This window comes from Rhodoluna lacicola (assembly GCF_000699505.1).
Classification (GTDB): Bacteria; Actinomycetota; Actinomycetes; order Actinomycetales; family Microbacteriaceae; genus Rhodoluna; species Rhodoluna lacicola.
This window is the reverse complement of record NZ_CP007490.1, coordinates 127,349-152,827: the sequence shown is the minus strand read 5'-3', so window position 1 is coordinate 152,827 and position 25,479 is coordinate 127,349. Positions and strand designations below refer to the sequence as shown.

The 25,479-nt window shown below is 51.9% G+C and carries 28 protein-coding genes; 16 read left to right on the top strand and 12 right to left on the bottom strand.

Annotated elements, in window-relative coordinates; genetic code table 11:
- Position 1: 1 nt before the first annotated feature.
- The 4 genes from RHOLA_RS07015 to RHOLA_RS00730 all read left to right on the top strand — a co-directional run bounded on the left by RHOLA_RS07015 (position 2) and on the right by RHOLA_RS00730 (position 1,447).
- Positions 2–382, top strand: a complete 381-nt coding sequence (locus RHOLA_RS07015; protein WP_051636144.1) for a fluoride efflux transporter FluC — start codon at positions 2–4, stop codon at positions 380–382.
- The gene (locus RHOLA_RS00740) at positions 379–729 is read left to right on the top strand and encodes a fluoride efflux transporter FluC (RefSeq protein ID WP_051636143.1); all 351 of its coding nucleotides are present in this window, start codon (positions 379–381) and stop codon (positions 727–729) included. Before RHOLA_RS07015 ends, RHOLA_RS00740 begins: the two co-directional genes overlap by 4 nt.
- A 75-nt stretch (positions 730–804) precedes the next feature.
- Positions 805–1,032, top strand: coding sequence for a DUF3073 domain-containing protein (locus RHOLA_RS00735; RefSeq protein WP_038501687.1), 228 nt, complete (start codon positions 805–807; stop codon positions 1,030–1,032).
- The gene (locus RHOLA_RS00730) at positions 998–1,447 is read left to right on the top strand and encodes a GNAT family N-acetyltransferase (RefSeq protein ID WP_038501685.1); all 450 of its coding nucleotides are present in this window, start codon (positions 998–1,000) and stop codon (positions 1,445–1,447) included. Before RHOLA_RS00735 ends, RHOLA_RS00730 begins: the two co-directional genes overlap by 35 nt.
- Before the next feature lie 15 nt (positions 1,448–1,462).
- Here the strand turns inward: RHOLA_RS00730 and RHOLA_RS00725 are convergent, their stop codons facing one another.
- Positions 1,463–2,827 (bottom strand): FAD-dependent oxidoreductase, encoded by a 1,365-nt coding sequence (locus RHOLA_RS00725; protein ID WP_038503559.1) that lies wholly within the window; start codon positions 2,825–2,827, stop codon positions 1,463–1,465.
- Between the two features lie 84 nt (positions 2,828–2,911).
- Between RHOLA_RS00725 and RHOLA_RS00720 the strand changes: the two genes are divergently transcribed.
- From RHOLA_RS00720 to RHOLA_RS00705, 4 genes are all read left to right on the top strand, one after another.
- Positions 2,912–3,661 carry a polyprenol monophosphomannose synthase gene (locus RHOLA_RS00720; RefSeq protein ID WP_038501683.1) on the top strand — a complete coding sequence of 250 codons (750 nt, stop codon included), beginning with the start codon at positions 2,912–2,914 and terminating at the stop codon, positions 3,659–3,661.
- A gap of 103 nt (positions 3,662–3,764) precedes the next feature.
- The gene (locus RHOLA_RS00715) at positions 3,765–4,796 is read left to right on the top strand and encodes an iron ABC transporter substrate-binding protein (RefSeq protein ID WP_038501681.1); all 1,032 of its coding nucleotides are present in this window, start codon (positions 3,765–3,767) and stop codon (positions 4,794–4,796) included.
- Between the two features lie 49 nt (positions 4,797–4,845).
- Positions 4,846–6,357 carry an ABC transporter permease gene (locus RHOLA_RS00710; RefSeq protein ID WP_051636141.1) on the top strand — a complete coding sequence of 504 codons (1,512 nt, stop codon included), beginning with the start codon at positions 4,846–4,848 and terminating at the stop codon, positions 6,355–6,357.
- On the top strand, positions 6,357–7,385 hold the full coding sequence (locus RHOLA_RS00705; RefSeq protein ID WP_051636140.1) for an ABC transporter ATP-binding protein: 1,029 nt from the start codon (positions 6,357–6,359) through the stop codon (positions 7,383–7,385). Before RHOLA_RS00710 ends, RHOLA_RS00705 begins: the two co-directional genes overlap by 1 nt.
- Positions 7,386–7,408: 23 nt before the next feature.
- Here the strand turns inward: RHOLA_RS00705 and purM are convergent, their stop codons facing one another.
- Genes purM through RHOLA_RS00680 form a run of 5 tightly spaced genes read right to left on the bottom strand, consistent with a single transcriptional unit; the run spans position 7,409 to position 11,334 of the window.
- A complete protein-coding gene (gene purM, locus RHOLA_RS00700) occupies positions 7,409–8,506 on the bottom strand; it encodes a phosphoribosylformylglycinamidine cyclo-ligase (protein WP_038501679.1) in 1,098 nt (365 codons plus the stop codon).
- On the bottom strand, positions 8,499–10,007 hold the full coding sequence (gene purF, locus RHOLA_RS00695) for an amidophosphoribosyltransferase (protein WP_038501677.1): 1,509 nt from the start codon (positions 10,005–10,007) through the stop codon (positions 8,499–8,501). The genes purM and purF overlap by 8 nt, the downstream gene beginning before the upstream one ends.
- 33 nt (positions 10,008–10,040) lie before the next feature.
- Positions 10,041–10,334: a hypothetical protein gene (locus tag RHOLA_RS00690; protein ID WP_038501675.1), complete on the bottom strand. Its 294-nt coding sequence runs from the start codon at positions 10,332–10,334 to the stop codon at positions 10,041–10,043.
- Positions 10,335–10,348: 14 nt separating this feature from the next.
- Positions 10,349–10,711 carry a sterol carrier family protein gene (locus tag RHOLA_RS00685; RefSeq protein ID WP_038501673.1) on the bottom strand — a complete coding sequence of 121 codons (363 nt, stop codon included), beginning with the start codon at positions 10,709–10,711 and terminating at the stop codon, positions 10,349–10,351.
- Between the two features lie 29 nt (positions 10,712–10,740).
- Positions 10,741–11,334: a DUF305 domain-containing protein gene (locus tag RHOLA_RS00680; protein WP_051636139.1), complete on the bottom strand. Its 594-nt coding sequence runs from the start codon at positions 11,332–11,334 to the stop codon at positions 10,741–10,743.
- A gap of 54 nt (positions 11,335–11,388) precedes the next feature.
- Here RHOLA_RS00680 and purD point away from each other — a divergent pair, with 54 nt between their 5' ends.
- Both purD and RHOLA_RS00670 read left to right on the top strand, forming a co-directional pair.
- The gene (gene purD, locus RHOLA_RS00675; RefSeq protein ID WP_038501671.1) at positions 11,389–12,654 is read left to right on the top strand and encodes a phosphoribosylamine--glycine ligase; all 1,266 of its coding nucleotides are present in this window, start codon (positions 11,389–11,391) and stop codon (positions 12,652–12,654) included.
- Positions 12,654–13,514, top strand: coding sequence for a phosphoribosylaminoimidazolesuccinocarboxamide synthase (locus RHOLA_RS00670; RefSeq protein ID WP_038501669.1), 861 nt, complete (start codon positions 12,654–12,656; stop codon positions 13,512–13,514). Before purD ends, RHOLA_RS00670 begins: the two co-directional genes overlap by 1 nt.
- A 13-nt stretch (positions 13,515–13,527) precedes the next feature.
- Here RHOLA_RS00670 and RHOLA_RS07505 read toward each other — a convergent pair whose 3' ends face one another.
- The 3 genes from RHOLA_RS07505 to RHOLA_RS00660 form a co-directional block, all read right to left on the bottom strand.
- A complete protein-coding gene (locus RHOLA_RS07505) occupies positions 13,528–16,728 on the bottom strand; it encodes a phosphoenolpyruvate carboxykinase (GTP) (RefSeq protein WP_084321295.1) in 3,201 nt (1,066 codons plus the stop codon).
- Between the two features lie 292 nt (positions 16,729–17,020).
- Positions 17,021–17,188, bottom strand: coding sequence for a hypothetical protein (locus tag RHOLA_RS07385; RefSeq protein ID WP_096334814.1), 168 nt, complete (start codon positions 17,186–17,188; stop codon positions 17,021–17,023).
- An 11-nt stretch (positions 17,189–17,199) separates the two neighbouring features.
- Positions 17,200–17,571, bottom strand: a complete 372-nt coding sequence (locus tag RHOLA_RS00660) for a rhodanese-like domain-containing protein (protein WP_038501667.1) — start codon at positions 17,569–17,571, stop codon at positions 17,200–17,202.
- 43 nt (positions 17,572–17,614) lie between these two features.
- On the opposite strand from RHOLA_RS00660, the gene RHOLA_RS00655 reads away from it, so the two are divergent.
- From RHOLA_RS00655 to RHOLA_RS00645, 3 genes are read left to right on the top strand one after another with little or no spacing between them, the layout of a single operon-like run.
- Positions 17,615–17,872 carry a metal-sensitive transcriptional regulator gene (locus tag RHOLA_RS00655; RefSeq protein ID WP_038501665.1) on the top strand — a complete coding sequence of 86 codons (258 nt, stop codon included), beginning with the start codon at positions 17,615–17,617 and terminating at the stop codon, positions 17,870–17,872.
- Positions 17,873–17,874: 2 nt separating this feature from the next.
- Positions 17,875–19,509, top strand: a complete 1,635-nt coding sequence (locus RHOLA_RS00650) for an FAD-dependent oxidoreductase (RefSeq protein WP_038501663.1) — start codon at positions 17,875–17,877, stop codon at positions 19,507–19,509.
- A gap of 32 nt (positions 19,510–19,541) precedes the next feature.
- Positions 19,542–20,825: an ATP-binding protein gene (locus tag RHOLA_RS00645; protein ID WP_038501661.1), complete on the top strand. Its 1,284-nt coding sequence runs from the start codon at positions 19,542–19,544 to the stop codon at positions 20,823–20,825.
- A 72-nt stretch (positions 20,826–20,897) separates the two neighbouring features.
- On the opposite strand, the gene RHOLA_RS00640 is transcribed toward RHOLA_RS00645, so the two are convergent.
- From RHOLA_RS00640 to RHOLA_RS00630, 3 genes are all read right to left on the bottom strand, one after another.
- Positions 20,898–21,383, bottom strand: coding sequence for a hypothetical protein (locus RHOLA_RS00640; protein WP_038501659.1), 486 nt, complete (start codon positions 21,381–21,383; stop codon positions 20,898–20,900).
- An 84-nt stretch (positions 21,384–21,467) separates the two neighbouring features.
- Positions 21,468–21,755 (bottom strand): type II toxin-antitoxin system RelE family toxin, encoded by a 288-nt coding sequence (locus tag RHOLA_RS00635; protein ID WP_227818782.1) that lies wholly within the window; start codon positions 21,753–21,755, stop codon positions 21,468–21,470.
- Complete coding sequence (locus tag RHOLA_RS00630; protein ID WP_038503549.1) at positions 21,742–22,041, bottom strand: type II toxin-antitoxin system Phd/YefM family antitoxin; 300 nt, start codon at positions 22,039–22,041, stop codon at positions 21,742–21,744. The genes RHOLA_RS00635 and RHOLA_RS00630 overlap by 14 nt, the downstream gene beginning before the upstream one ends.
- Before the next feature lie 159 nt (positions 22,042–22,200).
- Between RHOLA_RS00630 and purS the strand changes: the two genes are divergently transcribed.
- The 3 genes from purS to purL are packed head-to-tail and all read left to right on the top strand — an operon-like array spanning position 22,201 to position 25,469.
- Positions 22,201–22,449 carry a phosphoribosylformylglycinamidine synthase subunit PurS gene (gene purS / locus RHOLA_RS00625; RefSeq protein ID WP_038501655.1) on the top strand — a complete coding sequence of 83 codons (249 nt, stop codon included), beginning with the start codon at positions 22,201–22,203 and terminating at the stop codon, positions 22,447–22,449.
- Positions 22,450–22,461: 12 nt separating this feature from the next.
- Positions 22,462–23,157 (top strand): phosphoribosylformylglycinamidine synthase subunit PurQ, encoded by a 696-nt coding sequence (gene purQ / locus RHOLA_RS00620; RefSeq protein ID WP_038501653.1) that lies wholly within the window; start codon positions 22,462–22,464, stop codon positions 23,155–23,157.
- Positions 23,157–25,469, top strand: coding sequence for a phosphoribosylformylglycinamidine synthase subunit PurL (purL, locus tag RHOLA_RS00615; RefSeq protein ID WP_051636137.1), 2,313 nt, complete (start codon positions 23,157–23,159; stop codon positions 25,467–25,469). Before purQ ends, purL begins: the two co-directional genes overlap by 1 nt.
- The last annotated feature ends 10 nt before the right edge of the window (positions 25,470–25,479 follow it).

Genomic DNA, 25,479 nt, shown 5'->3' with positions numbered 1-25,479 from the left:
CATGCAAATCAACAGCACGACCATTCGCCTTACCTTTTTAGGTGGGGCGCTTGGCACGTTGATCCGTTTCGTTTTGTTTTTTACCTTTGGTGATTTGCCTTCGATCGTTTTTGTAAACCTGGCTGGTGCAGCTCTTATCGGTTGGCTCAATGGCAATAAAAAATACGACACCGATACCCTGAACGCGCTCTGGAAAGTTGGCTTTGCCGGCGGCTTCACCACCATGAGTAGTTTTGCGGCACTGATTGTTCTCTACACTCAGGGCATCGGCTGGGTTGCAATTGTTGGAACATTGCTCATCACCGGTCTTGGACTTGGCGCCTATTGGTTTGCCTTTGTGATTTCACGTTCCAAAAATCGTTTGGAAGGTGACACCAAATGAGCCTGGAATTTGTGCTGTTGATTTTTGCAGTGGCGATTGCCGGCGGCATTGGATCGGTGCTTCGCCTCTATATGGGCAAGTGGCAGGGTAAATTGCCCTGGGGAATCCTTGCCGGCAACGTGGCCGCCTCTTTTTTGGTGGGCGTAATGGCCAGCAGCCAAAACTTTTTTTGGGCCATCATCTTGATCACTGGCCTAGCCGGGGGTCTGTCAACCTTCAGTAGCTTTGCGGCTCAAACGGTTGAATTTATGCGTCGCGGTCGGCTGGCCCAGGGGCTTTTGAACATTTTGACCAACCTGGTGCTTTCATCCACAGCTGTGCTGCTTGGGCAAGCTCTGGCAACCTGACTGCTAAAATAGGCGTTAGATTTCTTATGTTTCCAGCGTGTTTTGCGCGCTCAATCATTCGTTAGGGGGCTCGACATGGGTCGTGGCCGTCAAAAAGCCAAGCACACCAAGGTGGCTCGCGAGCTGAAGTACTTCAGCCCAAGCACTGACCTAACTGCGCTTGAAAAGGAAATCGGACACCCGTCAGACACCGATGACCAGTATGTCGACAAGTGGGCAGACCTCTACCCAGAAGACAGCGACGCTGACGAGGAAACTCAAGACGAGGATGAAGAGTCTGATGAAGACTCGCGCGTTAAGTAAAACCGACTACCCGCAGTGGCGCCCACTCTGGGACCAGTACCTGGTTTTCTACCAGCACCAACTATCCGAAGAACAAACCCAAATAACTTTTGACCGTTTGACCAATCCCGATTACGAAATTTACGGTTTGGTGCTTGAGGTTGACGAACAAATTGTTGGAATCGCCCACGCATCTTTCACTCATTCAACCTGGAGCCAAAATCAAGACCTGTACCTAGAGGATCTGTTCGTTGACCCAAGTGTGCGTGGCCAGGGATTTGGCCGGGCGTTGATTGAAGCCACCGCAAACTTTGGCAAAGAGCGTGGAGCGAAAAAACTCTATTGGCAAACTCATCGAGACAACACCACTGCGCAGAGACTTTATGACGCTTTGGCAACCAAGTCAGAATTTGTGATTTACGAGAAAAATATTTAAGCCAGGAAAGCTGAGTTAGCTGCGGCTGATTTTGACTTGCTCATCGCGGTCAACAACTTTCACGCGCTCGCGATCAACATGTGAGGTGTCGGCTGCGCCGAGAGAGAGTTCGTGTTCGTTCAACTTTAACCAGCCAGACCAATCGGTGTATTCAACACCGCGTTCAATGAGTTTGGTTAGAACGCTTTCCTCAGTTGGGTCAACCAGGGTTTCAATATCCGAAACCAAGTTTGCAATTGTTTCCATGGCATCCGATTTGGTGTGACCAATCAGACCAACGGGTCCGCGCTTAATCCAACCGGTTGCGTACATTCCGGTAATGCGCTTGCCGTGCTCATCAACTACGCGACCACCATCGTTGCGAATCACACCGTACTTTTCATCAAACGGAATTCCTGGCAACTCCGAACCAAAGTAACCAATCGCACGGTAAACAGCCTGCACCGCGTATTCACGGAATTCACCGGTGTGTGAAATTGCGCCTGCGCCAGCATCTGCTGTGCGCTCAAACTTCATGCCAAAAACTTTTCCATCGGTGCCAAGAACTTCAACCGGCTTGTGCCAGAAGTGCAGGTGTAGTCGTCTCGGTGCGCCGGTTAGTTCACGCTCACGCCACTCATTCATGATTCGCGCCATCACCTTGTGCTGATTGGTAACGCCCTCGGCATCTTCATCAAACCAGGAGTCTTTGCCAGGCAGCGCGGCAAAGTCTTCTTCGTAAACCACAATGTCAACATCTTTAACTTCACCAAGTTCGCGCAATTCAATCGGTGTGAATTTAATGCTTGCTGGTCCGCGACGTCCAAAGACGTGCACATCGGTGACCGGTGAATTCTTGAGTCCCTCATAAACGTTGGCAGGGATATCTGTGCTCAGCATGTCATCTGGCAGTTTGGCAAGCACGCGCGCAACATCTAGGGCCACGTTTCCGTTGCCGAGCACGGCAACTTCTTTAGCCACCAGCGGCCAGGTGCGTGGGTAGTCTGGGTGGCCGTCGTACCAAGAAACAAAATCCGCTGCACCGTATGAACCGTCAAGTTCAATTCCCGGAATGTTTAGCTGAGCATCTTTAATTGCACCGGTCGCAAAAATCACCGCGTGATAGTGCTCGCGAATATCTTTTAGGTGTAAATCGGTACCAAAAGTCACGTTGCCGTAAAAACGAATCGTGCCCTCGGCCAACATTTCGTGCAGCGAGTTGACGATTCCCTTGATTCGTGGGTGATCCGGAGCAACTCCGTAGCGAATCAAACCGTAGGGCGCAGGTAGCGAATCAAATAGGTCGATTTCAACATCGGGGTGCTGATTTTTCAGGATATTTCCCGCGTAGATACCGGCCGGACCGGCGCCAATTATGGCGACTTTTAGGTGTTTAGACATTACTGACCAATTTACAGCACCCCACGAGCCCACCCAAATGGGGCTGCGCTGTGCAGCACAAATCCTAAAAAGTAGACTCAAAATGTGAAGACACTGGTAATCATGCCGACCTACAACGAGGCAATGAACCTTGAGCACTCGGTGACCGAGCTCTTCAAGCACAACCCTGGGGTGAGCCTGTTGATCGTTGATGATGCCAGCCCCGATGGCACCGGCGCAGTTGCCGACCAACTTTCTGCTGCCAATAATCAAATCAGCGTGCTGCACCGAACTGCCAAGACCGGATTAGCCAACGCATACAAGGCGGGATTTGATTGGGGCCTAAAACAAAAATTTGATTACCTGGTTGAGATGGATGCCGATGGCAGTCATCGAGCTGAGGATCTACCAAAATTAATCGCCGAGGCAAATGCGCACGAACTGGTGATCGGTTCTCGCTGGGTTTTTGGTGGCAGCGTGCAGAACTGGCCGGCTTATCGCCTGGCTCTTTCGCGCGGGGGCAACGCCTATGCCAAATTAATGTTGGGCTCAAAGATTAAAGATATGACGGCAGGATTCCGGGTCTATCAGGCGCAATTAATTGAGCGACTGCACCTAGAAGATTTAGCCGCTCACGGATATTCCTTTCAAGTTGAAATGACTCGCAAATGCGAACGCATCGGTGCAAGCATCAAAGAAGTACCAATCACCTTCGTTGAACGTGAACATGGTGTCTCAAAAATGAGCAAATTTATAGTTTTAGAGGCAATGTGGCTGGTAACCAAGCTGGGCCTCAAGCGCATGTTGGGAATTGATCGTCACTTCGACTCAAATCACGTCGCTCAAGCTAATTAACCCTTGTTCTATCGGAGTATTTGGCTTATTTTTGAAGTGACTCAATCGGGTCAATACAACAGACGGCTGGAATTACCATCCAGTACGAAACTGAAGGAATAAATTGAATATCGCATCTAAGCGCGCCCTAAAAATTGGCGCCCTTGCCCTAGCGGCAACACTCGCAGCAGCCACCCTTACCGGTTGCGCAAAAGAAACCACCCCCACCACCGGAGAAGCAACCATAACGGTTTACTCGGGTCGCTCAGAAGATCTAATTGCAGATCTACTCAAAGATTTCACGAAGGAAACTGGAATAGGCGTTGAAGTGCGCTACTCAGATTCCGCATCGTTGGCGGCACAAATTCTTGAAGAGGGCAACAACGTCCAGGCTGACGTATTTTTCTCACAGGATGCCGGCGCCCTTGGCGCAGTAGCTGAGGCTGGGGCCTTCAAGACCATCAACCCAGACATCAGCAATTTAGTTGATGCCAAGTATCGCTCAGCAGATAACACCTGGGTAGGTGTCTCTGGCCGTAGTCGAGTTTTTTCATATGATCCAAAGCAGGTCAGTGCGGCTGATTTACCAAAGTCCATTTTTGATCTTGCCGACCCGCGCTGGAAAGGAAAGATTGGCATTGCACCTACCAACGCTTCGTTCCAGTCTGCGGTGACCGCAATGCGTGTGCTCAAGGGTGACGACGCCACCGCCGCTTGGTTGAAAGCCATGAAGACCAACGCCGTGCTTTTTGAAAAGAATGGTCAGATTCTTGAGGCCGTTGAAACCGGGCAAATTCAAGCGGGCCTAATCAACCACTACTACTGGTACGAGCGCGCTGCCGAAGTTGGCGAAGACAAGATGACCTCAAAGATGGCTTGGTTCCAAGCGGGCGACGCCGGAAACCTAATCAACGTGGCGGGCATTGGGGTTTTGAGTGATAAGCCAGAGGCTCAGACTTTTGCAAAATGGCTACTTAGCGAAACCGCTCAAACCTACTTCGTTGAAAAGACCGCCGAGTATTCACTGACTGGTATTCCAGCCCAGGACAATTTGCCAGCTTTGAAAGATCTTCCGGCCGCAAAGATTGACCTGAGTGCATTGGCTCCGCTAGCCAAGACACTTGAATTAATTCGCGACGCCGGACTGACCGACTAGAAAGTTAATTCTGAAAAATTCACTTCGGCAACGACCACCGGCACTCTTAGTGGTGCTGGCGGTTGTTGCCGTTTTGATTTCACTGGCTCCGGTTACCTATCTATTGGTGCGGCTGTCTGATTTTGGTTTTGACAAGTTCCTTGCCAACGTTTTGCGACCAAGAAGTTTTGAACTACTTGGCAACTCATTGCTGTTAGCCGTTTGCGTTTCCGTGTCGGCGGTAATTATCGGCAGCCTGCAGGCCTGGCTAAGTGTGCGCACCACCATCAGGGGCCGCTCGCTTTTTGCAATTCTGGCCGCGCTGCCGCTGGCCATGCCAAGTTATGTGACTGCGTATACCTTCACAGCCCTTTTCCCTGGCTTCAAGGGATTCGCCGCTTCTTGGTTGGTGCTCACCATCGGCACCGCGCCATATGTTTACCTGGCGGTTTCGGCAACTCTGGTGCGCACAGACGCCGCAACAGAAGAAGTTGCTCGCTCACTTGGTGCCGGAAAGTGGAACGTCTTTCGCCGGGTAACCTGGCCTGCGGTTAGACCCGCGGCGGTTTCTGGCGCAATGCTTTCTGCCCTCTATGCACTTAGCGATTTTGGTGCGGTTTCCATTCTGAGCTTTGACACCTTCACCCGTGCCATCTACAGTGCCTACCGATCCAGCTTTGATCGCTCGGGGGCCGCCAGCCTTGCGGTCATTCTTGTGGTGCTAACGATTGCCCTGCTAATTGTGGAACCAACCCTGCGCGGCAAAAATTTACCAACCGATGGCCGTACTCGCCGAACCTCACTCATTCAACTTGGCAAACTTCAGCCGTTAGCTTTTGCATTCGTTGCCCTCTGGACCGGCATGAGTCTGTTGCTTCCGGCATTCAGTCTTTTTAGAGCAACTCAAATCGGTCTATCACAAGTTGACATCGACGAGATTTCACGAGCACTGGCAAATTCACTGAGCTATGCCTTTGCCGGTGGTGTGATTGCAATTATTTTTGGTGTGGCAATTTCCTTGCTCACCGTTAGATTTCGCTCAAGGCTCTCTTTGATTTTTGATCGCACCATTTGGGTAACTCACGCGGTGCCGGGAATCGTGGTTGCGCTGTCACTAGTGTTCCTAAGCAATCGCCTACTTCCGCAGATTTACCAGACCAGTGTTTTGGTTTTGATTGCCTATCTGATTCTGTTCTTACCCAACGCCATCGCGGCCATGCAAACTCCAATCAGTCAGGTGCCACGCTCGCTAGATGAAGTTGCAGCAAGCCTTGGCGCCTCTCGTCTAGACACAATAAGAAGAGTGCTGATTCCAATAGCTGGCCCAGGGATCTTGGCCGGAGCCGCCCTGGTATCGCTTGCAGTCTTGAAGGAACTACCGGCAACGTTGCTGCTTAGAGAGACCGGTGTTGAAACACTGGCCACCCGCCTCTGGAATGAGACCTCTGTATCGGCCTATGCCGCCGCTGCTCCGTATGCATTACTTTTGGTAGTTGTAGCCGGAATTCCTGCGTGGCTATTGAATCGACAAGTTCGCCAGAGCGTGCGCTTTGAAATTAACCAAAGAATGGAGCGTGAATAGTGCCTGTTGTGCTTTCGCTTCAATCGGTTAATAAGACCTTCGCCGGTCAGCCTGTACTTTCTAATCTGAACCTAGATGTGCACGAAAAAGAATTTCTGGCGGTTCTCGGCAGCAGCGGTTCGGGTAAGACCACGCTGCTCAGATTAATCTCTGGCTTTGACTCACCCGACTCTGGCGAAATTCACATCAATAACCGCGTGGTCTTTGGCAAGGGCATCAACGTGCTTGCCGAGGAACGACGGGTTGGTTTTGTGCCGCAGGATGCAGCTCTATTCCCTCACCTATCGGTATCTAAAAATATTGAATTTGGTTTGACCAAGCTCAGCGCCACCGAGCGATCAGCCCGAGTAACAGAACTCTTGCGACTGGTTGACCTGGTGGGATTTGAAGAGCGGATGCCACACGAACTATCGGGCGGTCAGCGCCACCGCGTGGCTCTTGCCCGTGCGCTAGCACCCAAACCAGATTTGATTCTGCTTGACGAGCCTTTTTCCTCACTTGATGCCGAACTCCGCGTGCGCCTTCGCGAAGACGTGCGCAAAGTTATTGCCAAGGCTGGCATCACCGCCATCATGGTGACCCACGATCAAGAAGAGGCGCTTTCAATGGCAAGCCGCGTGGCGATTTTGCGCGATGGTGAGTTTGCCCAGATTGGAAACCCAAGCGAGATCTATCAGTCACCAACAGATATTGAAATGGCCACCTTCTTGGGTGATTCGGTGATTATCAACGGTGTGATTGAGAACGAAAAAATCGTGACGGACCTTGGTCTGCTAACCCCACTTAACAAAGTGGTCAATGGCGCTACCGGCCGAGTTGCAATCAGGCCAGAGAATTTCTACCTGCAGCCAAATCCAAATGGTGATGGCGAGGTGATTGGCCGCCAGTACTTTGGTCACGATGCGCTGGTTGAGGTTAAGTTGCCTACGCTTGTGATTCAGGCCAGAGCCAATGGACCCTTTGCACCAGAGCTGGGCATGAAGGTGACTGTTTGGGTGCGCGGCCAAGTTAACTTCTACACCGATTAACCAGCGTAAGAAGCCTGTACTAGTTACTTGTATTCTCCGACTAGGCGAACGGCTCCGCCGTCAACACCCTTGGCACCCTGCACGTAAGTAGACAAGTCTGCCGGGGCTGCTTCAATTTCTCCAAGAGTCCAGGTGTGCACACCAAGCTTGGTAAGTGCGGCGGCAACTTCATCGGCCTTGGCCGCATCAACCACAACTGCCTGGCCTAGGCCAAGGTTCCAAGTTGACTCAACGCTCTCTAGTGAGAACTTGCCCCAGCCGGCTAACACTTGGAAAACCTCGTGCGGGGTCCAGGTGGATCGGTGAATATCAACCGCAACACCCTGCGGCAATACGCGCGCAATGTTGGCCGCGATTCCTCCGCCGGTGATGTGACTCATCGCGTGCACCGCACTGCCGAGATCAGATTCCAAAAGTGAATTCAAAACACCGGTGTAAAGCTTGGTTGGCTCAAGCAAAACCTCGCCAAGCGAGCGGTCGCCAAATTCCAAAACATTCTTCTTGTAATCCAGTCCGCTGTCGCTCACGATCTTGCGAACCAGCGAGTAACCATTTGAGTGCAAACCAGAAGACTCCATGCCAAGCACAACGTCACCAACGCGAACGTTCTGTGGTCCAAGCAACTTAGCTGCGTCAACCACACCAACTGCGGCTCCGGCAACGTCGTAATCGTCAACACCAAGTAGTCCCGGGTGCTCGGCGGTCTCGCCACCAACCAGTGCAACACCAACCGCGCTACATGCTTCGGCAATTCCGCGAACGATATCTGCAATGCGCTCTGGCACAACTTTTCCGCAGGCAATGTAATCGGTCATGAACAAACTCTTCGCGCCAACCACAACGATGTCATCAACCACCATGCCAACTAGATCTTGGCCAATGGTGTCGTGCTTGTCGATTGCCTGAGCGATTGCAACCTTGGTGCCAACACCATCGGTGCTGGTTGCCAACAGCGGGCGGTCATACTTTTTCAGAAACGAAACGTCCATCATGCCGGCGAAGCCACCAAGGCCACCCATCACTAGGTCGTTGTGAGTTGCGCCAACCGCGCGCTTCATAAGTTCTACGGCTAGGTCGCCGGCTTCTGTGTCTACGCCAGATGCTGCATAGGCATTAGTCATGTAGGTGAACGCTCTCTCCTGGAATACTGGCCACGCCTTTTTCAAGCAAGTTCTTGCCAAGACGATCCGCCATCGGCAACTCAATTGGGTACTTGCCGGTGAAACACGCGGTGCAAAGTTCGCGCTCTTGCTGACCGGTTGCCGCAACCATGCCGTCTTTGGTCAAGTAACCAAGAGAATCAGCACCGATGGACTGACGCACGTCATCGACACCAATACCGGTTGCAATCAATTCGGCGCGAGTCGCAAAGTCAATTCCGTAGAAGCAAGGCCAGGTGATTGGCGGCGAAGAAATGCGCACGTGAATCTCGGCGGCTCCGGCCTCGCGCAACATTTGCACCAGTGCGCGCTGAGTGTTGCCGCGCACGATTGAGTCGTCAATCACGATGATGCGCTTGCCCTGAATAACTTCTTTCAGCGGATTCAACTTTAAGCGAATACCACGCTGGCGAATGGTTTGTGATGGCTGAATAAAGGTTCGGCCAACGTAGGCGTTCTTGACTAGCCCGTGACCAAAAGGAATTCCAGATTCCTGCGAGTAACCAATGGCTGCCGGGGTTCCAGACTCAGGAGTTGGAATAACTAGGTCAGCCTCAACCGGGTATTCGCGAGCAAGTGTGCGACCCATCTCAACGCGAGCGTCGTAAACGTTCTTACCGTTGATTGAGGTGTCAGGTCGTGCCAGGTAAACGTATTCAAAAACGCAACCGGCGCGCTTGACCTCAGCAAAACGAGTAGATCGCAAACCGTTTTCGTCAATTGCAATTAGCTCGCCAGGTTCAACCTCGCGCACAAAACTTGCACCAACAATATCTAGCGCTGCGGTTTCAGATGCAACCACCCAGCCGCGCTCAAGACGACCAAGCACCAACGGGCGAACACCCTGCGGGTCACGCGCTGCATAAAGTGTGTGCTCATCCATGAACACCAAACAAAAAGCGCCCTTAACCTTCGGAAGAAGTTCAAGAGCGGTTGCTTCAAGTGTGTGATCAAGATCGCCGGCCATCAATGCGGTTAGCACCGCGGTGTCAGTTGTGTTTCCACCGGTGATCTCGTTGGTTCCCTGATCCGGATAGCGTTCCTTCAACATGTCCAACAAATCTGCGGTGTTGGTTAGGTTTCCGTTGTGTGCCAACGCAATTGTTCCGGCCGAGGTGCGACCAAGAGTTGGTTGCGCATTTCGCCAGTGCGATGCGCCGGTTGTCGAGTATCGGTTGTGGCCAACTGCAATGTGACCAACTAGTGATTCCAACGCAGACTCAGAAAAAACCTGCGAGACCAATCCCATATCTTTGTAGACCAAAATCTTTTTGCCATCAGAGGTGGCGATACCGGCGGATTCTTGCCCGCGGTGCTGCAGAGAGTAAAGACCAAAGAAAGTTAGCTTGGCAACTTCTTCACCCGGGGCCCAGACGCCGAATACGCCACATTGATCTTGCGGTGCTTTGTCGCTATCGCTGACTGCAATATCGAGATTCAGTTTTCCATCGCCACGAAGCAAGGTGAATCCTTTGGGTTGTGGTGGGAGCGGTGTTTACCCCTCTAGTTTAGTGGCCTCAAGGGTCTTGGCCCGGGCCACCCCAATGCGGTCCACAACCACCGCGGTCACAATTCCCAGGGCCGCTCCAATCGCGCCCAAATAGCCAATCAGGTAGGTCACAATTGGCTCCGCAGTGCGAGACTCAGCCGGAATAGTAAGTCCCAAAATAACCGCAACAATCACACCGATAACCGCCCCGGTAATCAGGAACGGCAAGTACTTAGGTGAGCGGCGAATCTTGACCTGCTGGGTCTTGATGATTGTCTTTTTCTCTGGTGTTTGAGCCATGTCACAATCCAACACTAAAAAAGAGGCAAAACTTCCGACAGGTCGGCCCGGGTTCCTGAGGCCAGAACCTTGGCTTCGGCGAGCGCCTGCGACCAGCTCAGCTCACCGGTTGCCAGCGCGAACCAGGTATCGGGGTTCATTTCAACGGTGTTGGGCGGGGTGCCGCGGGTGTGCCGCGGACCCTCGATGCACTGGGTTGCCCCATAAGGAGGCACGCGCACTTCCACGCTGTTTCCGGGAGCACGCTCGGCCAATTCTTCTAATAGGTATCGGCTGGCAGTGGCCAGGGTTTCCTCATCGGCCGAATCCAACCCCGATGCCCTTACGGCAGCAATCGCCGCGGCACCATCGGGTTGTTTGATTCTGCGTCTGGCCATGACCCCAGTGTGCCATGGCAAATGCTCGACTAGCCCTGAATCTTCTTTAGTTCGGCAATTTCTGCGGTCTGGTCTTTGACCACCTTTTCACCAAACTTCTTCACGATGATGTTCTCTGACTCCAAAATGCCCTGAGTCATTTCAATTGCCCCCTCGTGGTGGGCAATCATATACTTCACAAACAGGCTGTCGAACGTGTCATCAACAGAGTTCTTGAGTTCCTCAAATTGAGCGCCTGAGATCATTCCATTCATAGGCATGTCATGCCCGGAGTGCAGCTCGGCAGCCTTACCACCCAGCCAAGCTGCCATCACGGCAATTTCCGGGGCCTGAGCAGATTTGATCTTCTTGGCGATTGCCAAAACCTCAGGGTTAGAGGTTCTTGTGGTGGCTAGCTCAGCCATGGCCACCGCCTGCTCGTGATGAGGGATCATCATCTGGGCATACATCAAATCATTGGCCGAAAATTCGGTGGCCCCGCTGGCAAGATTTTGAATGTCCTCTACTCCGGACTGAATATCGGCAAGACCAATGTCCGGCAGCGGAATACTGCACCCCGATAGGGTCAGTGAACCAACAAGTGCTAAACCTACGAAACCAAGTTTGGATTTAGATGCGCTCATACCGGCGATGCTAAGAAATGAACCTGAGAATTACCTGCCAGTAACATTGAGCGTGTGAAGATACTTGTTTTGGGTCAGGGTGCCAGAGAGCACGCAATTGTAAAAGCTCTAGTGCGCACCGGCACCCCGGCAAGTGACATCATCGTGGCCCCGGGCAATGCGGGAATCGCTCTTGATGTGCGCTGCGAGCCAAACCTTAACCCAAACCTGCCACTTGATGTGGTGAAGTTTGCCCTTGAACACGGCACCGAGCTTGCCATCATTGGCCCAGAGGCTCCGTTGATTGCCGGTGTTTCAGACGCTCTGCGCTCTGAGGGAATCGCAGTGTTCGGCCCATCTCAAGAGGCCGCGCAACTTGAAGGTTCAAAATCTTTTGCCAAAGAGGTAATGGCAGCCGCAGGTGTGCCAACCGGCATGGCTCGTGAATGCACCACCCTTGAAGAAGTAATCAGCGCGATGGATGACTTTGGTGCTCCATACGTAATTAAGGCAGATGGCCTGGCCGCCGGTAAAGGTGTAATCGTCACCTCAGATCGCGATGCTGCCGTTGATCACGCCAAAAAATTTATTGCCATGGGAATCCTGGTTGAGGAATTCCTTGATGGCCAAGAAGTTTCATTGTTCTTCTTATCTGATGGAACCTCTGTTGTTCCGCTGACCCCCGCGCAAGATTTCAAACGCGCATACGACAACGATGAAGGTCCTAACACAGGAGGCATGGGTGCCTACTCACCACTGCCTTGGTTGCCAGCAGGATTTGTTGAAGAGGTAGAAGAAAAAGTTGCGCTGCCAACAATTCAAGAAATGGCTCGTCTTGGCGCACCCTTTGTTGGACTGCTTTACTGCGGGCTCATCATTACCAAGCGCGGCATTCGCGTGATTGAATTCAACGCCCGATTCGGTGACCCGGAAACCCAGGTTGTTCTTCGCCGCTTGAACTCATCGCTGAGTAACTTGCTCTACAAGGCAGCCACCGGGCACCTTGAAGGTGTGAGCGATCCAGAGTTCAGCAAGGACGTTGCAATCACCGTGGTGCTGGCATCAGAGGGTTACCCCGATACCTCGGCACCTAACCGCCCGCTCTATGGACTTGGTGAAGCGGAAGCTACCGGAATCGAAATCTGTCATGCAGCTACGCAGTTTGCAGGAAACAAGGATGGCGAAGAAGTATTGATGGCCACTGGCGGCCGAGTGCTATCGGTGGTTGCAACCGGAAAAGATTTTGCTGGCGCTCGTGCCCAGGCATACGCAGGAATTGAAAAGATTCAGTTGCAGGGTTCGCACTATCGCAAAGACATCGCGGCGAAAGTTAGCAACTAGTGGCTATCGAAATTCGCGGTTGGACCCACACATATAGCGGCAAAGTTCGCGACCTTTACGAATCAGAAGATCCAAAACTTGCCCACCTAATCTTGGTTGTTGCCTCAGATCGCGTGAGCGCTTTTGACCACGTACTTGAACCGGCAATCCCAAACAAGGGCAAGTACCTAACCACCCTGACCAACTGGTGGTTCGATCGTCTTGATGTTCCAAATCACACCAGTAATGAAATTGCAGTTCCTGCAGAAGTTGCAGGTCGTGGCACCATCGCAAAAAAACTTGAGATGTTTCCAATCGAGTGCGTTGTGCGCGGTTACATTAGCGGCAGCGGCTGGAAAGAATACGAAGCCAATGGCACAGTCTGTGGCATCAAACTTCCTAAGGGTTTGCACTTTGGCGGGAAGCTTCCTGAACCCATTTTCACCCCCGCCTACAAAGCACCGATGGGTGAGCACGACGAAAACATTACGTTTGAGCGGGTAATCAAACTGATTGGTGAAGACAACGCAACCGCGCTTCGCAACCTAAGCATCAAGGTATTCAACCGAGCATCTGAACTTGCCGAACAGGCCGGACTGATTCTTGCCGACACCAAGTTTGAATTTGGCATTGACCCGGCAACTGGTGAGATTACCTTGGGTGACGAAGTGCTAACCCCGGACTCATCAAGGTTCTGGAGCAAAGCGGCCTGGGATCGTGGTGAAAGAAAAGATTCTTTCGACAAACAAATCGTTCGCAATTGGCTTGCCGAAAATTGGAATCAGCAAGGCACTCCGCCTGAGCTACCCAAAGAAATAGTCGCCCAAACAGCCGACAAATATGCCGAACTGGTTGAGCGACTAACTTCTGAGATTTCCTAAGCGAAACCAGAAACTATCTGGGGTACGACGGCCTCTCTTGCAGCATCATCTTCTCAGCGATGCGAGCAACCTGGTGTGAGTAACCGTTTTCGTTGTCGTACCAAACGTATACAACTCCGTGATTTCCCTCACCAACCGTTGCCAAACCATCAACGATTCCGGCACGGTTTGATCCAACAAAGTCCGTAGAGACAACCTCTGGCGATTCAACATAATCAACCTGGTTGCGGGTTTCTGGACTCTGCGCAGCCTTCATCAAGACTTTGTTTAGCTCCTCGCGCGAAACATCACGTGCAAAGTCCAGATTCAGAATGGCCATTGACACATCCGGGGTTGGCACGCGAATGGCATTACCGGTTAGCTTTCCGGCCAAAACCGGAAGCGCTTTGGCAACCGCCTTTGCCGCACCGGTTTCTGTTATTACCATGTTCAACACCGCTGAGCGGCCTCGGCGATCACCCTTGTGGTAGTTGTCAATCAGGTTTTGATCGTTGGTGAACGAGTGCACGGTTTCAACGTGGCCATGGTTTACACCAAAGGCATCGTTCAAAACTTTCAGCACCGGAACAATAGCGTTTGTGGTGCAGGAAGCTGCCGTGATGATTTTGGAATTGGCTGTAATCTCGCTGTGATTCACACCGTAAACCACGTTTGGCAAGTTGCCTTGACCCGGAGCGGTAAGCAGAACCTTTGAGATTCCCTTGCTCTTTAGGTGCTGGCTCAGGCCGGCCTCGTCACGCCAGATACCGGTGTTATCAATCAGCAGGGCATCGTTGATGCCATAGCTTTCGTAATCCACTGTTGCCGGATCATTCGAGTAGATAACTCGTATTTCATTTCCATTGGCAATAATTGAATTGCGCTCCTCGTTTATAGAGATGGTTCCTTCAAACATGCCGTGCACTGAATCACGACGAAGCAATCCTGCACGCTTGGTCAAGTCATCTTCGGCACCCTTGCGAACAACAATCGCACGCAACTTCAAACCGCGGCGGTCACCGTCTTGCGCAATCAAAATTCTTGCAACCAGGCGGCCAATGCGTCCAAAACCGTAGAGCACAACATCGCGCTCAGACTCGGTGATGATTGAAACCATCTGGGCTAACTCACGCAACTCTTCACGAACGAATTCGTTCAACTGCTGGCCTGAGCTCTTTTGCTTAGCCAGCATCCTGGCAACGTCAATTGATGCAGGGCCCAACCCCATACGGTCAAGCAACTTAATCAGTGACAGTGCGTGGTGAATATCCAGCGGCTCACCATCAATGTGGCGGGCGTACTTCATGGCCTTGATCAACTGAATCGGTGTGCGATTAATCAGCGTTCGACCGTGCACAGACAACAACACTCCATTGCTGCGGTACAGGCGGCCAATCAGTGGCACCATTGCCTCGGCCGCGGTTAGTGATTGCTCCCACATTGGGCTAAGCGACGCCAAACGTGATTCCGCTTCAATCTTTAGCTCGGCTGGGGTGCGTTCACCAAAGGCACCAAGGTAGCGCTGAATAGATTCCAGATCCTTCACCACGGCATCTTTGTTCCAGGCCAACAGTTGCTGCTTGCTGGCATCGTCTAGGCCTAACTCGTCAACACCAAGATCGGCTAGGTTTGGCAAATTACCGATGGCCGTTTCGTTGGCCTCAACTTTGCCATCCAAGCGTTCGGCTATCCAGCGCAGCACACGAGCGTTCTCGCTGAAACCGGGCCAAACAAATTGACCCTCATCGTTTTTCAAGAACCAGTTAACTCGGAAGATCTTTGGCAGCTGCACACCCTCGCGCTCGGCAAAGCTCAGCCAGTGCCTCCAGTAATCAGCCATGTTGTAGCCGGTGAAAGGCAGCATCGCAAATGGGTCACGACGCACTTCACCAACTGGGCCCTCGGCAGCAGCGGTTTGCTCACTGGCCATAGTTGCACCAAGAAAAACACCGTGCTGCCAAGAAGATGCCTCAGTCACCAAAGGCACATCTTTTGCACGACGACCACCAAAAATAATGGCATCTAGCTCAACGCCCTCTGGGTCGTCCCAATCACTTGAAATGGTTGGGCAGTTTCGCGCAGGAGATGTGAAGCGGCCATTCGGGTGAGCGGCAGGCTTGCCTGAATTTTTATCGTGTGGCTCACCGCGCCAATTGGTCAAACCATCTGGCACCTCTTTAGACATTCCCTCCCACCAAACATCGCCGTCAGCTGTAAGTGCCACGTTAGTGAAAATGGTTTGCTTAGCAACCAGCTCCATAGCAACCGGGTTTGTCTTAACACTGGTTCCCGGGGCCACGCCAAAGAACCCGTTCTCAGGATTAATTGCACGAAGCTTCCCCGATGGCGCCTGGGCAATCCAAGCAATGTCATCACCAAGGGTTTCAACTTTCCAACCGGGAATACTTGGCTGCAACATTGCCAGGTTGGTTTTTCCACAAGCCGATGGAAAAGCCGCACTGAAGTGAAACTTCTTACCCTCCGGGCTAATCATCCGCATGATCAACATGTGCTCGGCCAACCAACCTTCGCGGCGAGCAAGCACAGAACCAATTCGCAAAGACATGCACTTCTTACCCAGCAAGGCGTTGCCGCCGTAGCCGGATCCAAATGACCAAACTTCTAGAGTGTCAGGGAAGTGTGAAATGTATTTTTCCGGGTTACTTGGCCAAACACTGTTGTCGTTAGGCGCACCAACAGAGTGCATGGTGGCAACCCAGTTAGCACCAGATCTAATTTGCTCAAAGACCGCTACATCAACCCGGGTCATCAGGTGCATGTTTACAACCACGTACTCGCTATCGGTGATCTGAACACCAAAACGGGCCAGCGGCGAATTCACTGGGCCCATCGAGAAAGGAATTACGTACATCGTTCGACCACGCATCGCGCCCGCAAACAAAGGCAGCAACAGGTCTTTCATCTCATCCGGCGCCATCCAGTTATTTGTAGGGCCGGCATCAATCTGCTGAGCGGAACAGATAAAGGTGCGCTCTTCAACTCGGGCAACGTCTGCCGGGTCAGTGCGTGCCAAAAATGATTCCGGGCGCTTGGCTGGATTCAGCGGGATAAAGGTACCGCGATCAACGAGTTTTTGTGAAAGAGCTTGATACTCAGCAGCTGAGCCGTCACACCAAACAATTTGGTCTGGCTGGGTTAGCTCTGCTACTTGATTCACCCACTTCTCCAGGCCGATTTCTTGCGGGAGGGTGCTCTTAAGTGGGTGATTTCCCAATTTTCCTTCTTTCGCCGTTGAAAGACTTCATTTTGTGGGTACTTTTACAGGCTAACAAACGCAAAAGTATGTAAGCGTTTCCAGTTTCAAATTGGAGAAATATTTTCCAAACAAAAGAGGCCCCGATAACTCGAGGCCCCTAAGTTGAGAAAGCTGTTTAGTTATTGCAGGTGCAAAGCTGATCTTGAGGAACGCCGTCTAGCGCCTCCTCAATGTGACCGCCACAGCCTGTCCAAGTTACTTTGTTGCAGTTCTCGCATAAAGCTGGTGAACACATGGTTGTTTTCCTTTCTTACTTCTTGCCAAATAGACGTGCGAAAAATCCAGGTTCTTTTGGATCATTAGCGTGGCCGGCACACTGTTGTGATTTTGGAATGCCGCGCATCACTTCGTTTACGTGCTGGCCACAGCCGGACCAGGTTGCTTTACCACACTTGCGGCAGGTGACTTTTGAGCACATGCTTGCCGCCCCTACTGAACTATCGCTAGACCGGTGGCACTAGCCGCTTCAGCCAATGAACCACCATTTGTGAGCACACCCGTGAAACCGGCGGCCTTCATCTGGTCGATAGCGCCACCGGCGCGATTACCCGAACGGCAGTAAATGAAATAGTTGGCTGACTTATCAAGAGTGCTGATTTGCTCGGCAAAATTTCCGCCATTGATGTCAAACAGCAGAGCGCCCTCTAGGTAACCAGCCGCGGTTTCCTCTGGGGTGCGAACGTCAATAACTTCTGCAACGGTGCTCATGTCAACCGGTGCCGATGTTGAACAGGCGCTAAGTGAACCAACAGCAAAAACCGCAATTAGTGATGCTGCTAGAAACTTGAAGAGTTTAGACATTTTCGTCTTCCTTTCGTATACCCCCTAGGGTATACTTAAAATTATGAAAATTCAACCAGAAGAGTTAAAAGCCGCAAGAAATCGTTTGGTCCGAGTTCAGGGTCAAATCGCTGGAATCGTAAAGATGCTTGACGAGGGTCGCGACTGCACAGAGCTGCTGACCCAATTGGCGGCTGCCAACACAGCGCTAACCCGCGCCGGCTTCACCATCATCTCTACTGGCATGCAGCACTGTGGCTCAGATGCCAAGGGAGTCAAGAACCGTGAGGCGCTTGAAAAAGCGTTCATGTCTCTGGCCTAATTATGAAGGTTGTAATTATTGGAGGCGTTGCCTCTGGAATGTCAGCTGCTGCCCGACTTCGCCGCCTAGATGAGCAAGCTGAAATTACCGTCTACGAAATGAGCGAACACGTCAGCTACGCCAACTGCGGCCTTCCCTACTTTGTGAGCGATGTCATTTCACGCCGCGACAATCTTCTACTGCAAACGCCTGATGCTCTGTGGAACAGATTCCGCATCAAGGCCAAGGTTCAGCACATGGTCACCGCAATCAATCGCGAAGCAAAGACCGTTGAGGTAAAGAACCTAGCAACCGGCAAAATCACCAATGACACATACGACAAGTTAGTGATTGCAACCGGCGCTCGCCCGCGCAAACTTGATGTGCCTGGCATCGAACGCGCCCTTTGGTTGCGAAACGTAACTGACGCTGATTCAGTTAAGCAAGCGCTACAAGACGCTGAGAACAAAACTGTGGCGATTCTTGGTGCCGGATTCATCGGCATTGAACTTGCTGAAAACATTCGCCACATAGATATCCCAGTGACAATCATTCAACGCAGCAACAGCATTCTTGGTCAGTTTGATCCAGAGATGGTTCAGCCACTGCAGGCAAAACTTGAAAAGCACGGCGTAAAAATTATTTTGAACGCAGAAGCAGATCACATCACCAAAGACCAGGTTGTTCTAAAAGATGGTCGCAAGATTGATGCCGGGTTAGTCTTCACCGCGGCGGGTGTTGATCCTGACAACTCACTTGCCAAAGCTGCCGGGCTAAAAATAGGAAGCACCGGTGGGCTCTGGGTTGATGACCAACAGCGCACCAGCGACCCCAATATTTTTGCAGCCGGTGATGCTGTTGAAAAGCACGGTCAACTAACCGGCGAGCAAACTCTTGTTCCGCTGGCAAACTTGGCTAATCGTCACGGCCGCCTAATCGCAGACGTAATCGCCGGTCGTGAAGTTCGCGCTCACAACGCAACGGGCACTGTAATTCTTGGAGCATTCGGTCACGCGGTTGGAATCACTGGCCTAAGTGAAAGAGCCGCAAAGAAAGCCGGCATCGCTCACGAAATAATTCACATCCACCCAAACAATCACGCGGGTTACTACCCGGGTTCAAAGCGCCTATCCATGAAGGTACTTTTTGATCCGCTAACCGGCAAGATTCTGGGTGCTCAGGCAAACGGTGAGGATGGTGTTGATAAACGTATTGATGTAATTGCCACAGCAATGCATGGCGGGTTAACCATTGACGACCTAATGGATCTTGAGCTGGCCTACGCACCACAATTTGGTTCAGCTAAAGACGCCATAAACATCGCCGGCTACGTTGGCAACAACGTTTTCAACGGCACCACCCCAACCGTGCAGTGGCACCAGTTAGAGGCCGCCCGCGCCAATGGGGCTCAGGTTGTTGATGTGCGTTCGGCTGGCGAACATGGCTTCGCAAACATCCCGGGCACGGTCAACATTCCAGTTGAAGAACTTCGCGATCGGCTAAGCGAAATCCAAGTAGAAGACGTGGTGGTTTACTGCCAGGTTGGCCAGCGCGGCCACATAGCAACGCAGATCCTCAAGGCCAATGGCGCCAAGGTGCGCAACCTTGACGGCGGCTACCTCACCTGGGCAGCAGGAATGGAATCACTGGCACACTAGTTGTTATAGCCATACCCACGAAGGAGTGGTCCATGAGCATCAGATTCCGCAATTTCCAGCCAGTAGACACCGATGCCCTGCTCGCCCTCTGGGACGAAGCGCGAAACGCAGGTTTTGAACCGGTTTACTCACTGGCTGAAGTACTTGCGTCGTGCACCAAAGACTTTGCAATTGTTGCCTGCGATGGCGATCTAGTTATTGGCACCGCCGTGGGCCGCGCTGCACACGAACAGGGCTGGGTTGTCTTGCTAACCGTTGCCCAATCACATCAGGGGCAAGGTTTGGGCGGACGCCTATTGGGTGAACTTGAAATTGAGATGTCTAAGGCCGGCATTACCAAGATGTCCATGCTGGTTGCCGATGACGGCAAGAGTGGCGTCCTAGAAAAAGCTGGCTTCCAAGCTCTGAAGCACCTGAACTATTTTGAACGCCCGGTATCGGTGAGTGAGCAGGAGCGCGAGGTGCTCAAAAATCTTGGCGGTGCACTGATGCCAAGAAACCTCTGGGGCAAAATCGCCGGCATGAAAAATGAAAAAGAATTGTTGGAGCGCCGACTGGTGCTACCACTTTCAGATGCCGCACTGGCCGAGACATTCGGAGTCGAACCGCCAAAGGCGATTGTTTTGTTTGGTCCGCCTGGAACCGGTAAAACCACATTCGCTAAAGCGGTGGCATCAAGACTCAACTGGCCATTTGTTGAAGTCTTTCCCTCAAGACTCGCGGGAGATCAGAACGGATTAGCCGGCGGGCTTCGCGAAATCTTTAACTCGATTGATGATCTAGAGAACGTTGTGGTTTTCATTGACGAGGTTGAAGAAATTGCCTCAAAGCGAAAAGGTGACCCACCGTCACCAACCCAGGGCGTCACCAACGAACTGCTGAAGTTAATTCCAACCTTCCGCGAAAAGCCAGGGCACCTACTTATTGTGGCTACTAATTACATTCGCGCACTTGACGATGCTTTCCTTCGCCACGGACGTTTTGATTACGTTATTCCTATCGGTTTGCCAGATGCCGAGGCACGTCACTCAATTTGGTCACGCTACATTCCAGCACTGGCACTTGAAAGTATTGATGTTGCAGAACTGGTAAAGCGCAGTGAGGGTTTTTCACCCGCCGACATCGAGTACGCCGCACGCAAAGCATCGCAGCGAGCACTTGAGCAAGCAATTTACGAAACCCAGGTGGCAACCAAAGAAAATTCCACCACAGCTACAGAGCATTACCTTTGGGCTATCAGCAACACTCGCCGCACCGTAAGCGACGAGGTAATCGCCGAGTTCGAACAAGATATTCAAAGCATCGGCCGACTCTAACGAACTGCAACTTAAGCAAATAAGGTCCCGTTTTTCCACCGGGACCTTATTCACATTTCAGGAGTGGGTTTTCTAGGAAAGTCTATTTACCGGGTCCACAAAAATATGGACAATATTGCCGATCAAATCGTCTTGAATTACCGCTCGCCCGTAGTAGCGCGCATCGAGTTTGAATTCCAAAAGGTCCTTGGCCTTCAAATCAAACTCACTAATTTCACCGATCGGCACATCGTTGAAAAGAATCACGAAAATGGTCTTGGTGGTGTTGCCCCATTCAGTGACCAGTCTGGTCTCAAGAAAAACCTTGCCCTGCCAAAACTTTGCGCCAGAGCGCTGGGCGGTGTTGAACAGGTTCTCGCGGATTACCGCGTATTTGGTTTGACCATGAACCCTAAGGTGAAACTCGCCAGATTGGGTTCTCAGCACAGCGCGCGGGTCGTCAATGCCCTGGGCCAAGTAGCGATCAACGCTGTCTTGATCCATTCGCGGCTGATTGCCGAAAAGGTTCACTGAAAATACCCCCAAATTGGCCTTCATGAACTGGAATGATTCGTCCAAACCAACATTTTTGATCCCTTAAAGGTATCAAATGTTCAGAAATACCCCTAAAAATAGCGAGGTCAGCACCCTATTTAGACCGGTCTAATCTCGATCTGCGAGCTTTACGGCGTAGACGTGGGATCTATGAGAGACATCAAGCACGGTAATCCTGGATTTTTCGTCATCAATTAGGTAAATCACCCGGTAATCACCACGCCTTGCGGCGTAACAACCTAAAAATGGCGAATCTAGTGCCTTGCCAACACGACGGGGGTTTTCTAAAAGGGGCCCGTAGATGAAATAGGTAATGACGTCCACTAATTTAGCCGGCACCTTTTCGGCGAGGGCCAATTTAGCCTTACCGCGAAGCCTTAGCTCATACTGCTTCACGATTACCCTCGCCGTTTCGACGTGCTTCTATTTCGGCTTGAACTTGCTCCAAGGTGAAGGTCTCTTCGGCGTCTGGGTTTTGCAGGTACGTCAGCAAATCTATTGCTAGCTCGGGATCGGCCAGTATGTCTAAGGTTTCATTCATGGACTCATAGTCGTCCAAAGACATGATCACGGCGGCAGGTTCACCATTTCTGGTGATAACTGTGCGTTCGCGTGATTTAACAGCAGAATCCAGAATCGCAGCCAGTTTGGCCCTGGCTTCGGCCACAGAAAAATACTTCATGTACTTAAGTATGTACATCACACCGACATCTGTCTACCGTCCAGAGCACCGGCCTAGACCCCAGTAAAATAAAGGTGTCCGGCAACGACGTCGACACCAAAAATCACCAAAAACGGCCCTTAAAGCCGCCCCCGCAAACTCCCAACAATCGGAGCAAACATGCCAAAGATCATCGTCGAAGTTATGCCAAAAGAGGTCCTTCTTGACCCAGCCGGCAAGTCTGTAAACAACGCCCTGCACCGCAAGGGCCACAAAGACATCACCGCCGTCCGCATTGGCAAGCGCATTGAGCTTCACTTTGATCGTCCAATCACCGATAAAGACCTCGAAGAGGCCCGCGAAATCGGTGAAGGCTTCCTGTCAAACGGTGTCATCGAAGACGTCGTCAAGATCTCTTCAGAAAACTAAGGGGCGCCGAACATGAAGATTGGTGTAGTCACCTTTCCTGGCACCCTTGATGACCGCGATGCAGCACGCGCTGTTCGCCTAGCTGGCGGCGAGGCCGTAAGCCTTTGGCACGCAGACACCAACCTGCACAAGGTTGATGCAGTTGTGCTTCCTGGTGGATTCTCATACGGCGACTACCTTCGCTGTGGCGCAATCGCAGCACAGGCTCCGGTTATGGAATCAATCATCAAGGCAGCAAAGGGCGGCCTTCCAGTTCTTGGTATTTGCAACGGCTTCCAGGTTCTTGTGGAATCACACCTGCTACCTGGCGGACTAATTCGCAACGAACACCAGCACTTCATTTGCCGCGATCAAAAACTTATCGTTGAGTCAAACACCACCGCGTGGACTAATCAATTCAGCCTGAACGAAGAAATCACCATTCCACTTAAGAACGGTGAGGGTGGTTACATCGCAACCGATGAAACTCTGAAGCGCCTAGAAGGCGAAGGACTAATTACCTTCCGCTATAAAGAGGTAAACCCGAATGGTTCAATGAACGACATCGCCGGTCTTCGCAACGAGCGTGGCAACGTTGTTGGTCTAATGCCTCACCCTGAACACGCGGTTGAGCCTGGCTTTGGTCCAGACACCAAGATCGCAATGCGCTCAGGAGTTGACGGTCTTAAATTCTTCACATCAGTAATCAACAGTTTGGTAAACGCATAATGGGCCTGTTTGGTAAAAAGAAAATCGCATCGGGCGTTGACACCACCGCCGAAGCCGCAAACACTCCAGACAAAGTTCAGCCATACGCTGCACTTGGCCTGAAAGACGACGAGTACGCACGCATTCGCGATATCCTCGGCCGCCGCCCATCTTCTTCAGAGCTTGCCATGTACTCGGTTATGTGGTCAGAGCACTGCTCATACAAGTCATCAAAGATTTACCTTCGTCAGTTTGGCGAAAAGGTAACTCCAGAAATGAACAAGAACCTAATGGTTGGTATGGGCGAGAACGCTGGTGTTGTAGACATCGGCGAGGGCTGGGCCGTGACCTTCAAGGTTGAGTCACACAACCACCCTTCATACATTGAGCCTTTCCAGGGTGCAGCAACCGGTGTTGGCGGTATCGTTCGCGACATCCTCACCATGGGCGCCCGCCCTATCGCAGTGATGGACCAACTTCGTTTTGGTGAACCATCTAACCCCGATACCGCTCGTGTAGTACACGGCGTCGTCGACGGAATCTCTTTCTACGGCAACTGTCTAGGTCTGCCAAACATTGGTGGCGAGACCGTTTTCGACAAGGTCTACCAGGGCAACCCACTGGTCAACGCACTAAGCGTTGGCGCACTTCGTCACGAAGATCTAAAGCTTGCCAAGGCATCAAACCCTGGCGACCTAGTAATTCTTTTTGGTGCGCGCACTGGTGCCGACGGCATCGGTGGCGTATCGGTGTTGGCATCTGAAACTTTCGACAGCACCGGCCCAGCAAAGCGCCCAGCCGTTCAGGTTGGTGACCCATTTGCCGAGAAGGTTTTGATCGAGTGCTGTCTTGAACTTTATGCAGCGCAGGTTGTTGCCGGTATTCAAGACCTTGGTGGTGCCGGTATTTCTTGTGCAACATCAGAGCTTGCATCAAACGGTGGCGCCGGTATGCGTGTGCAGTTGCAAGATGTTCTAAAGCGCGATGAATCTTTGACTCCAGAAGAAATTCTGATGTCAGAGTCGCAAGAGCGCATGATGGGCATCGTGCCAAAGAAGGACTTCAAGAAGTTCAAGGCCATCGTTGACAAGTGGGAAGTCGAGTTCTCAGTCATTGGTGAAGTAATCGCCGAGGATCGTCTTTACATCAACTGGGGTCACGAAGAAATCGTGAACGTTCCACCGCGCACCGTTGCACACGACGGCCCGGTTTACGAGCGCCCAGTTGCGTTCCCTTCATACCAAGACGCACTAAACAACGACAGCGTTCACGCTCGCGGTCTTTATCGTCAGAACGACAACGCCAGCGAGTTGGCTGCGCAGTTGGTGCAGATTGTTTCTTCACCTAACCAGGCCAGCAAGAACTACATAACAGACCAATACGACCGATACGTTGGCGGAAACACCGCACTGGCACAGCCAGATGACTCGGGCATGATTCGCGTCAGTGAAGAATCTGGTCTTGGAATTTCACTGGCAACAGATGCCAATGGTCGCTACTGCTACCTAGACCCATACCAGGGCGCACGTCTTGCACTTGCCGAGGCTTATCGCAACGTTGCAGTATCAGGTGCAACTCCGGTTGCAGTTACCAACTGCTTGAACTTTGGTTCACCAGAAAACCCAGAGGTCATGTGGCAGTTCAAGCAGGCAACTGCCGGTCTTGCCGATGGTTGTTTGGAACTTGGTATTCCAGTTACCGGTGGAAACGTTTCTTTCTACAACCAAACCGGTGACGTAGCTATTCACCCAACCCCAGTGGTTGGTGTGCTTGGTGTGATTGACGACGTTGCTCGCCGCATTCCTTCAGGCTGGCAAGACGAAGGCCACAACATCTACCTTCTTGGCACCACCAAAGACGAACTCGATGGTTCGGTTTGGTCAGAGGTTGTTCACGGACACCTGGGTGGCCGCCCGCCAGTGGTTGATCTAGCTTTTGAGAAGCAGTTGGCCGAGGCCCTAAATGCAGCCAGCGAGCAGGGCCTTTTGGCTTCGGCTCACGACCTGTCTGAGGCCGGTTTGGCTCAGGCAGTAGTTGAGAGCGTGCTTCGCTTTGGCATGGGTGCCCGCATCTGGCTTGGCGAGATTCAAGAGCGCGATGGCGTTGACCGCACCTGTGCTCTGTTCTCAGAGTCAACTGGTCGCGTGTTGGTATCGGTTGGTCGTGAAGATGACGTGAAGTTTGTTGGCCTATGCGAGGCGCGCGGTATTCCGGTGTTGCGCATTGGTGTCACCGATAACTCTGGCGAGCTAGAGATTCAGGATGTTGCTACCTGGCAGCTAAATGATCTGCGTGGTGCTCACGAGGCTACTTTGCCTGAGCTTTTTGGCTAGCACTCACTTT

What these genes read in the sequence shown, in the direction of transcription:
- RHOLA_RS07015 (WP_051636144.1), top strand. Translation starts at nt 2, where the DNA reads ATGCAAATCAACAGCACGACCATTCGCCTTACCTTTTTAGGTGGGGCG.
- RHOLA_RS00740 (WP_051636143.1), top strand. Translation starts at nt 379, where the DNA reads ATGAGCCTGGAATTTGTGCTGTTGATTTTTGCAGTGGCGATTGCCGGC.
- RHOLA_RS00735 (WP_038501687.1), top strand. Translation starts at nt 805, where the DNA reads ATGGGTCGTGGCCGTCAAAAAGCCAAGCACACCAAGGTGGCTCGCGAG.
- RHOLA_RS00730 (WP_038501685.1), top strand. Translation starts at nt 998, where the DNA reads ATGAAGAGTCTGATGAAGACTCGCGCGTTAAGTAAAACCGACTACCCG.
- RHOLA_RS00725 (WP_038503559.1), bottom strand. Translation starts at nt 2,827, where the DNA reads ATGTCTAAACACCTAAAAGTCGCCATAATTGGCGCCGGTCCGGCCGGT.
- purM (WP_038501679.1), bottom strand. Translation starts at nt 8,506, where the DNA reads ATGACTAATGCCTATGCAGCATCTGGCGTAGACACAGAAGCCGGCGAC.
- RHOLA_RS00690 (WP_038501675.1), bottom strand. Translation starts at nt 10,334, where the DNA reads ATGGCTCAAACACCAGAGAAAAAGACAATCATCAAGACCCAGCAGGTC.
- RHOLA_RS00685 (WP_038501673.1), bottom strand. Translation starts at nt 10,711, where the DNA reads ATGGCCAGACGCAGAATCAAACAACCCGATGGTGCCGCGGCGATTGCT.
- RHOLA_RS00680 (WP_051636139.1), bottom strand. Translation starts at nt 11,334, where the DNA reads ATGAGCGCATCTAAATCCAAACTTGGTTTCGTAGGTTTAGCACTTGTT.
- RHOLA_RS07385 (WP_096334814.1), bottom strand. Translation starts at nt 17,188, where the DNA reads ATGTGCTCAAAAGTCACCTGCCGCAAGTGTGGTAAAGCAACCTGGTCC.
- RHOLA_RS00660 (WP_038501667.1), bottom strand. Translation starts at nt 17,571, where the DNA reads ATGTCTAAACTCTTCAAGTTTCTAGCAGCATCACTAATTGCGGTTTTT.
- RHOLA_RS00655 (WP_038501665.1), top strand. Translation starts at nt 17,615, where the DNA reads ATGAAAATTCAACCAGAAGAGTTAAAAGCCGCAAGAAATCGTTTGGTC.
- RHOLA_RS00650 (WP_038501663.1), top strand. Translation starts at nt 17,875, where the DNA reads ATGAAGGTTGTAATTATTGGAGGCGTTGCCTCTGGAATGTCAGCTGCT.
- RHOLA_RS00645 (WP_038501661.1), top strand. Translation starts at nt 19,542, where the DNA reads ATGAGCATCAGATTCCGCAATTTCCAGCCAGTAGACACCGATGCCCTG.
- RHOLA_RS00630 (WP_038503549.1), bottom strand. Translation starts at nt 22,041, where the DNA reads ATGAAGTATTTTTCTGTGGCCGAAGCCAGGGCCAAACTGGCTGCGATT.
- purS (WP_038501655.1), top strand. Translation starts at nt 22,201, where the DNA reads ATGCCAAAGATCATCGTCGAAGTTATGCCAAAAGAGGTCCTTCTTGAC.
- purQ (WP_038501653.1), top strand. Translation starts at nt 22,462, where the DNA reads ATGAAGATTGGTGTAGTCACCTTTCCTGGCACCCTTGATGACCGCGAT.
- purL (WP_051636137.1), top strand. Translation starts at nt 23,157, where the DNA reads ATGGGCCTGTTTGGTAAAAAGAAAATCGCATCGGGCGTTGACACCACC.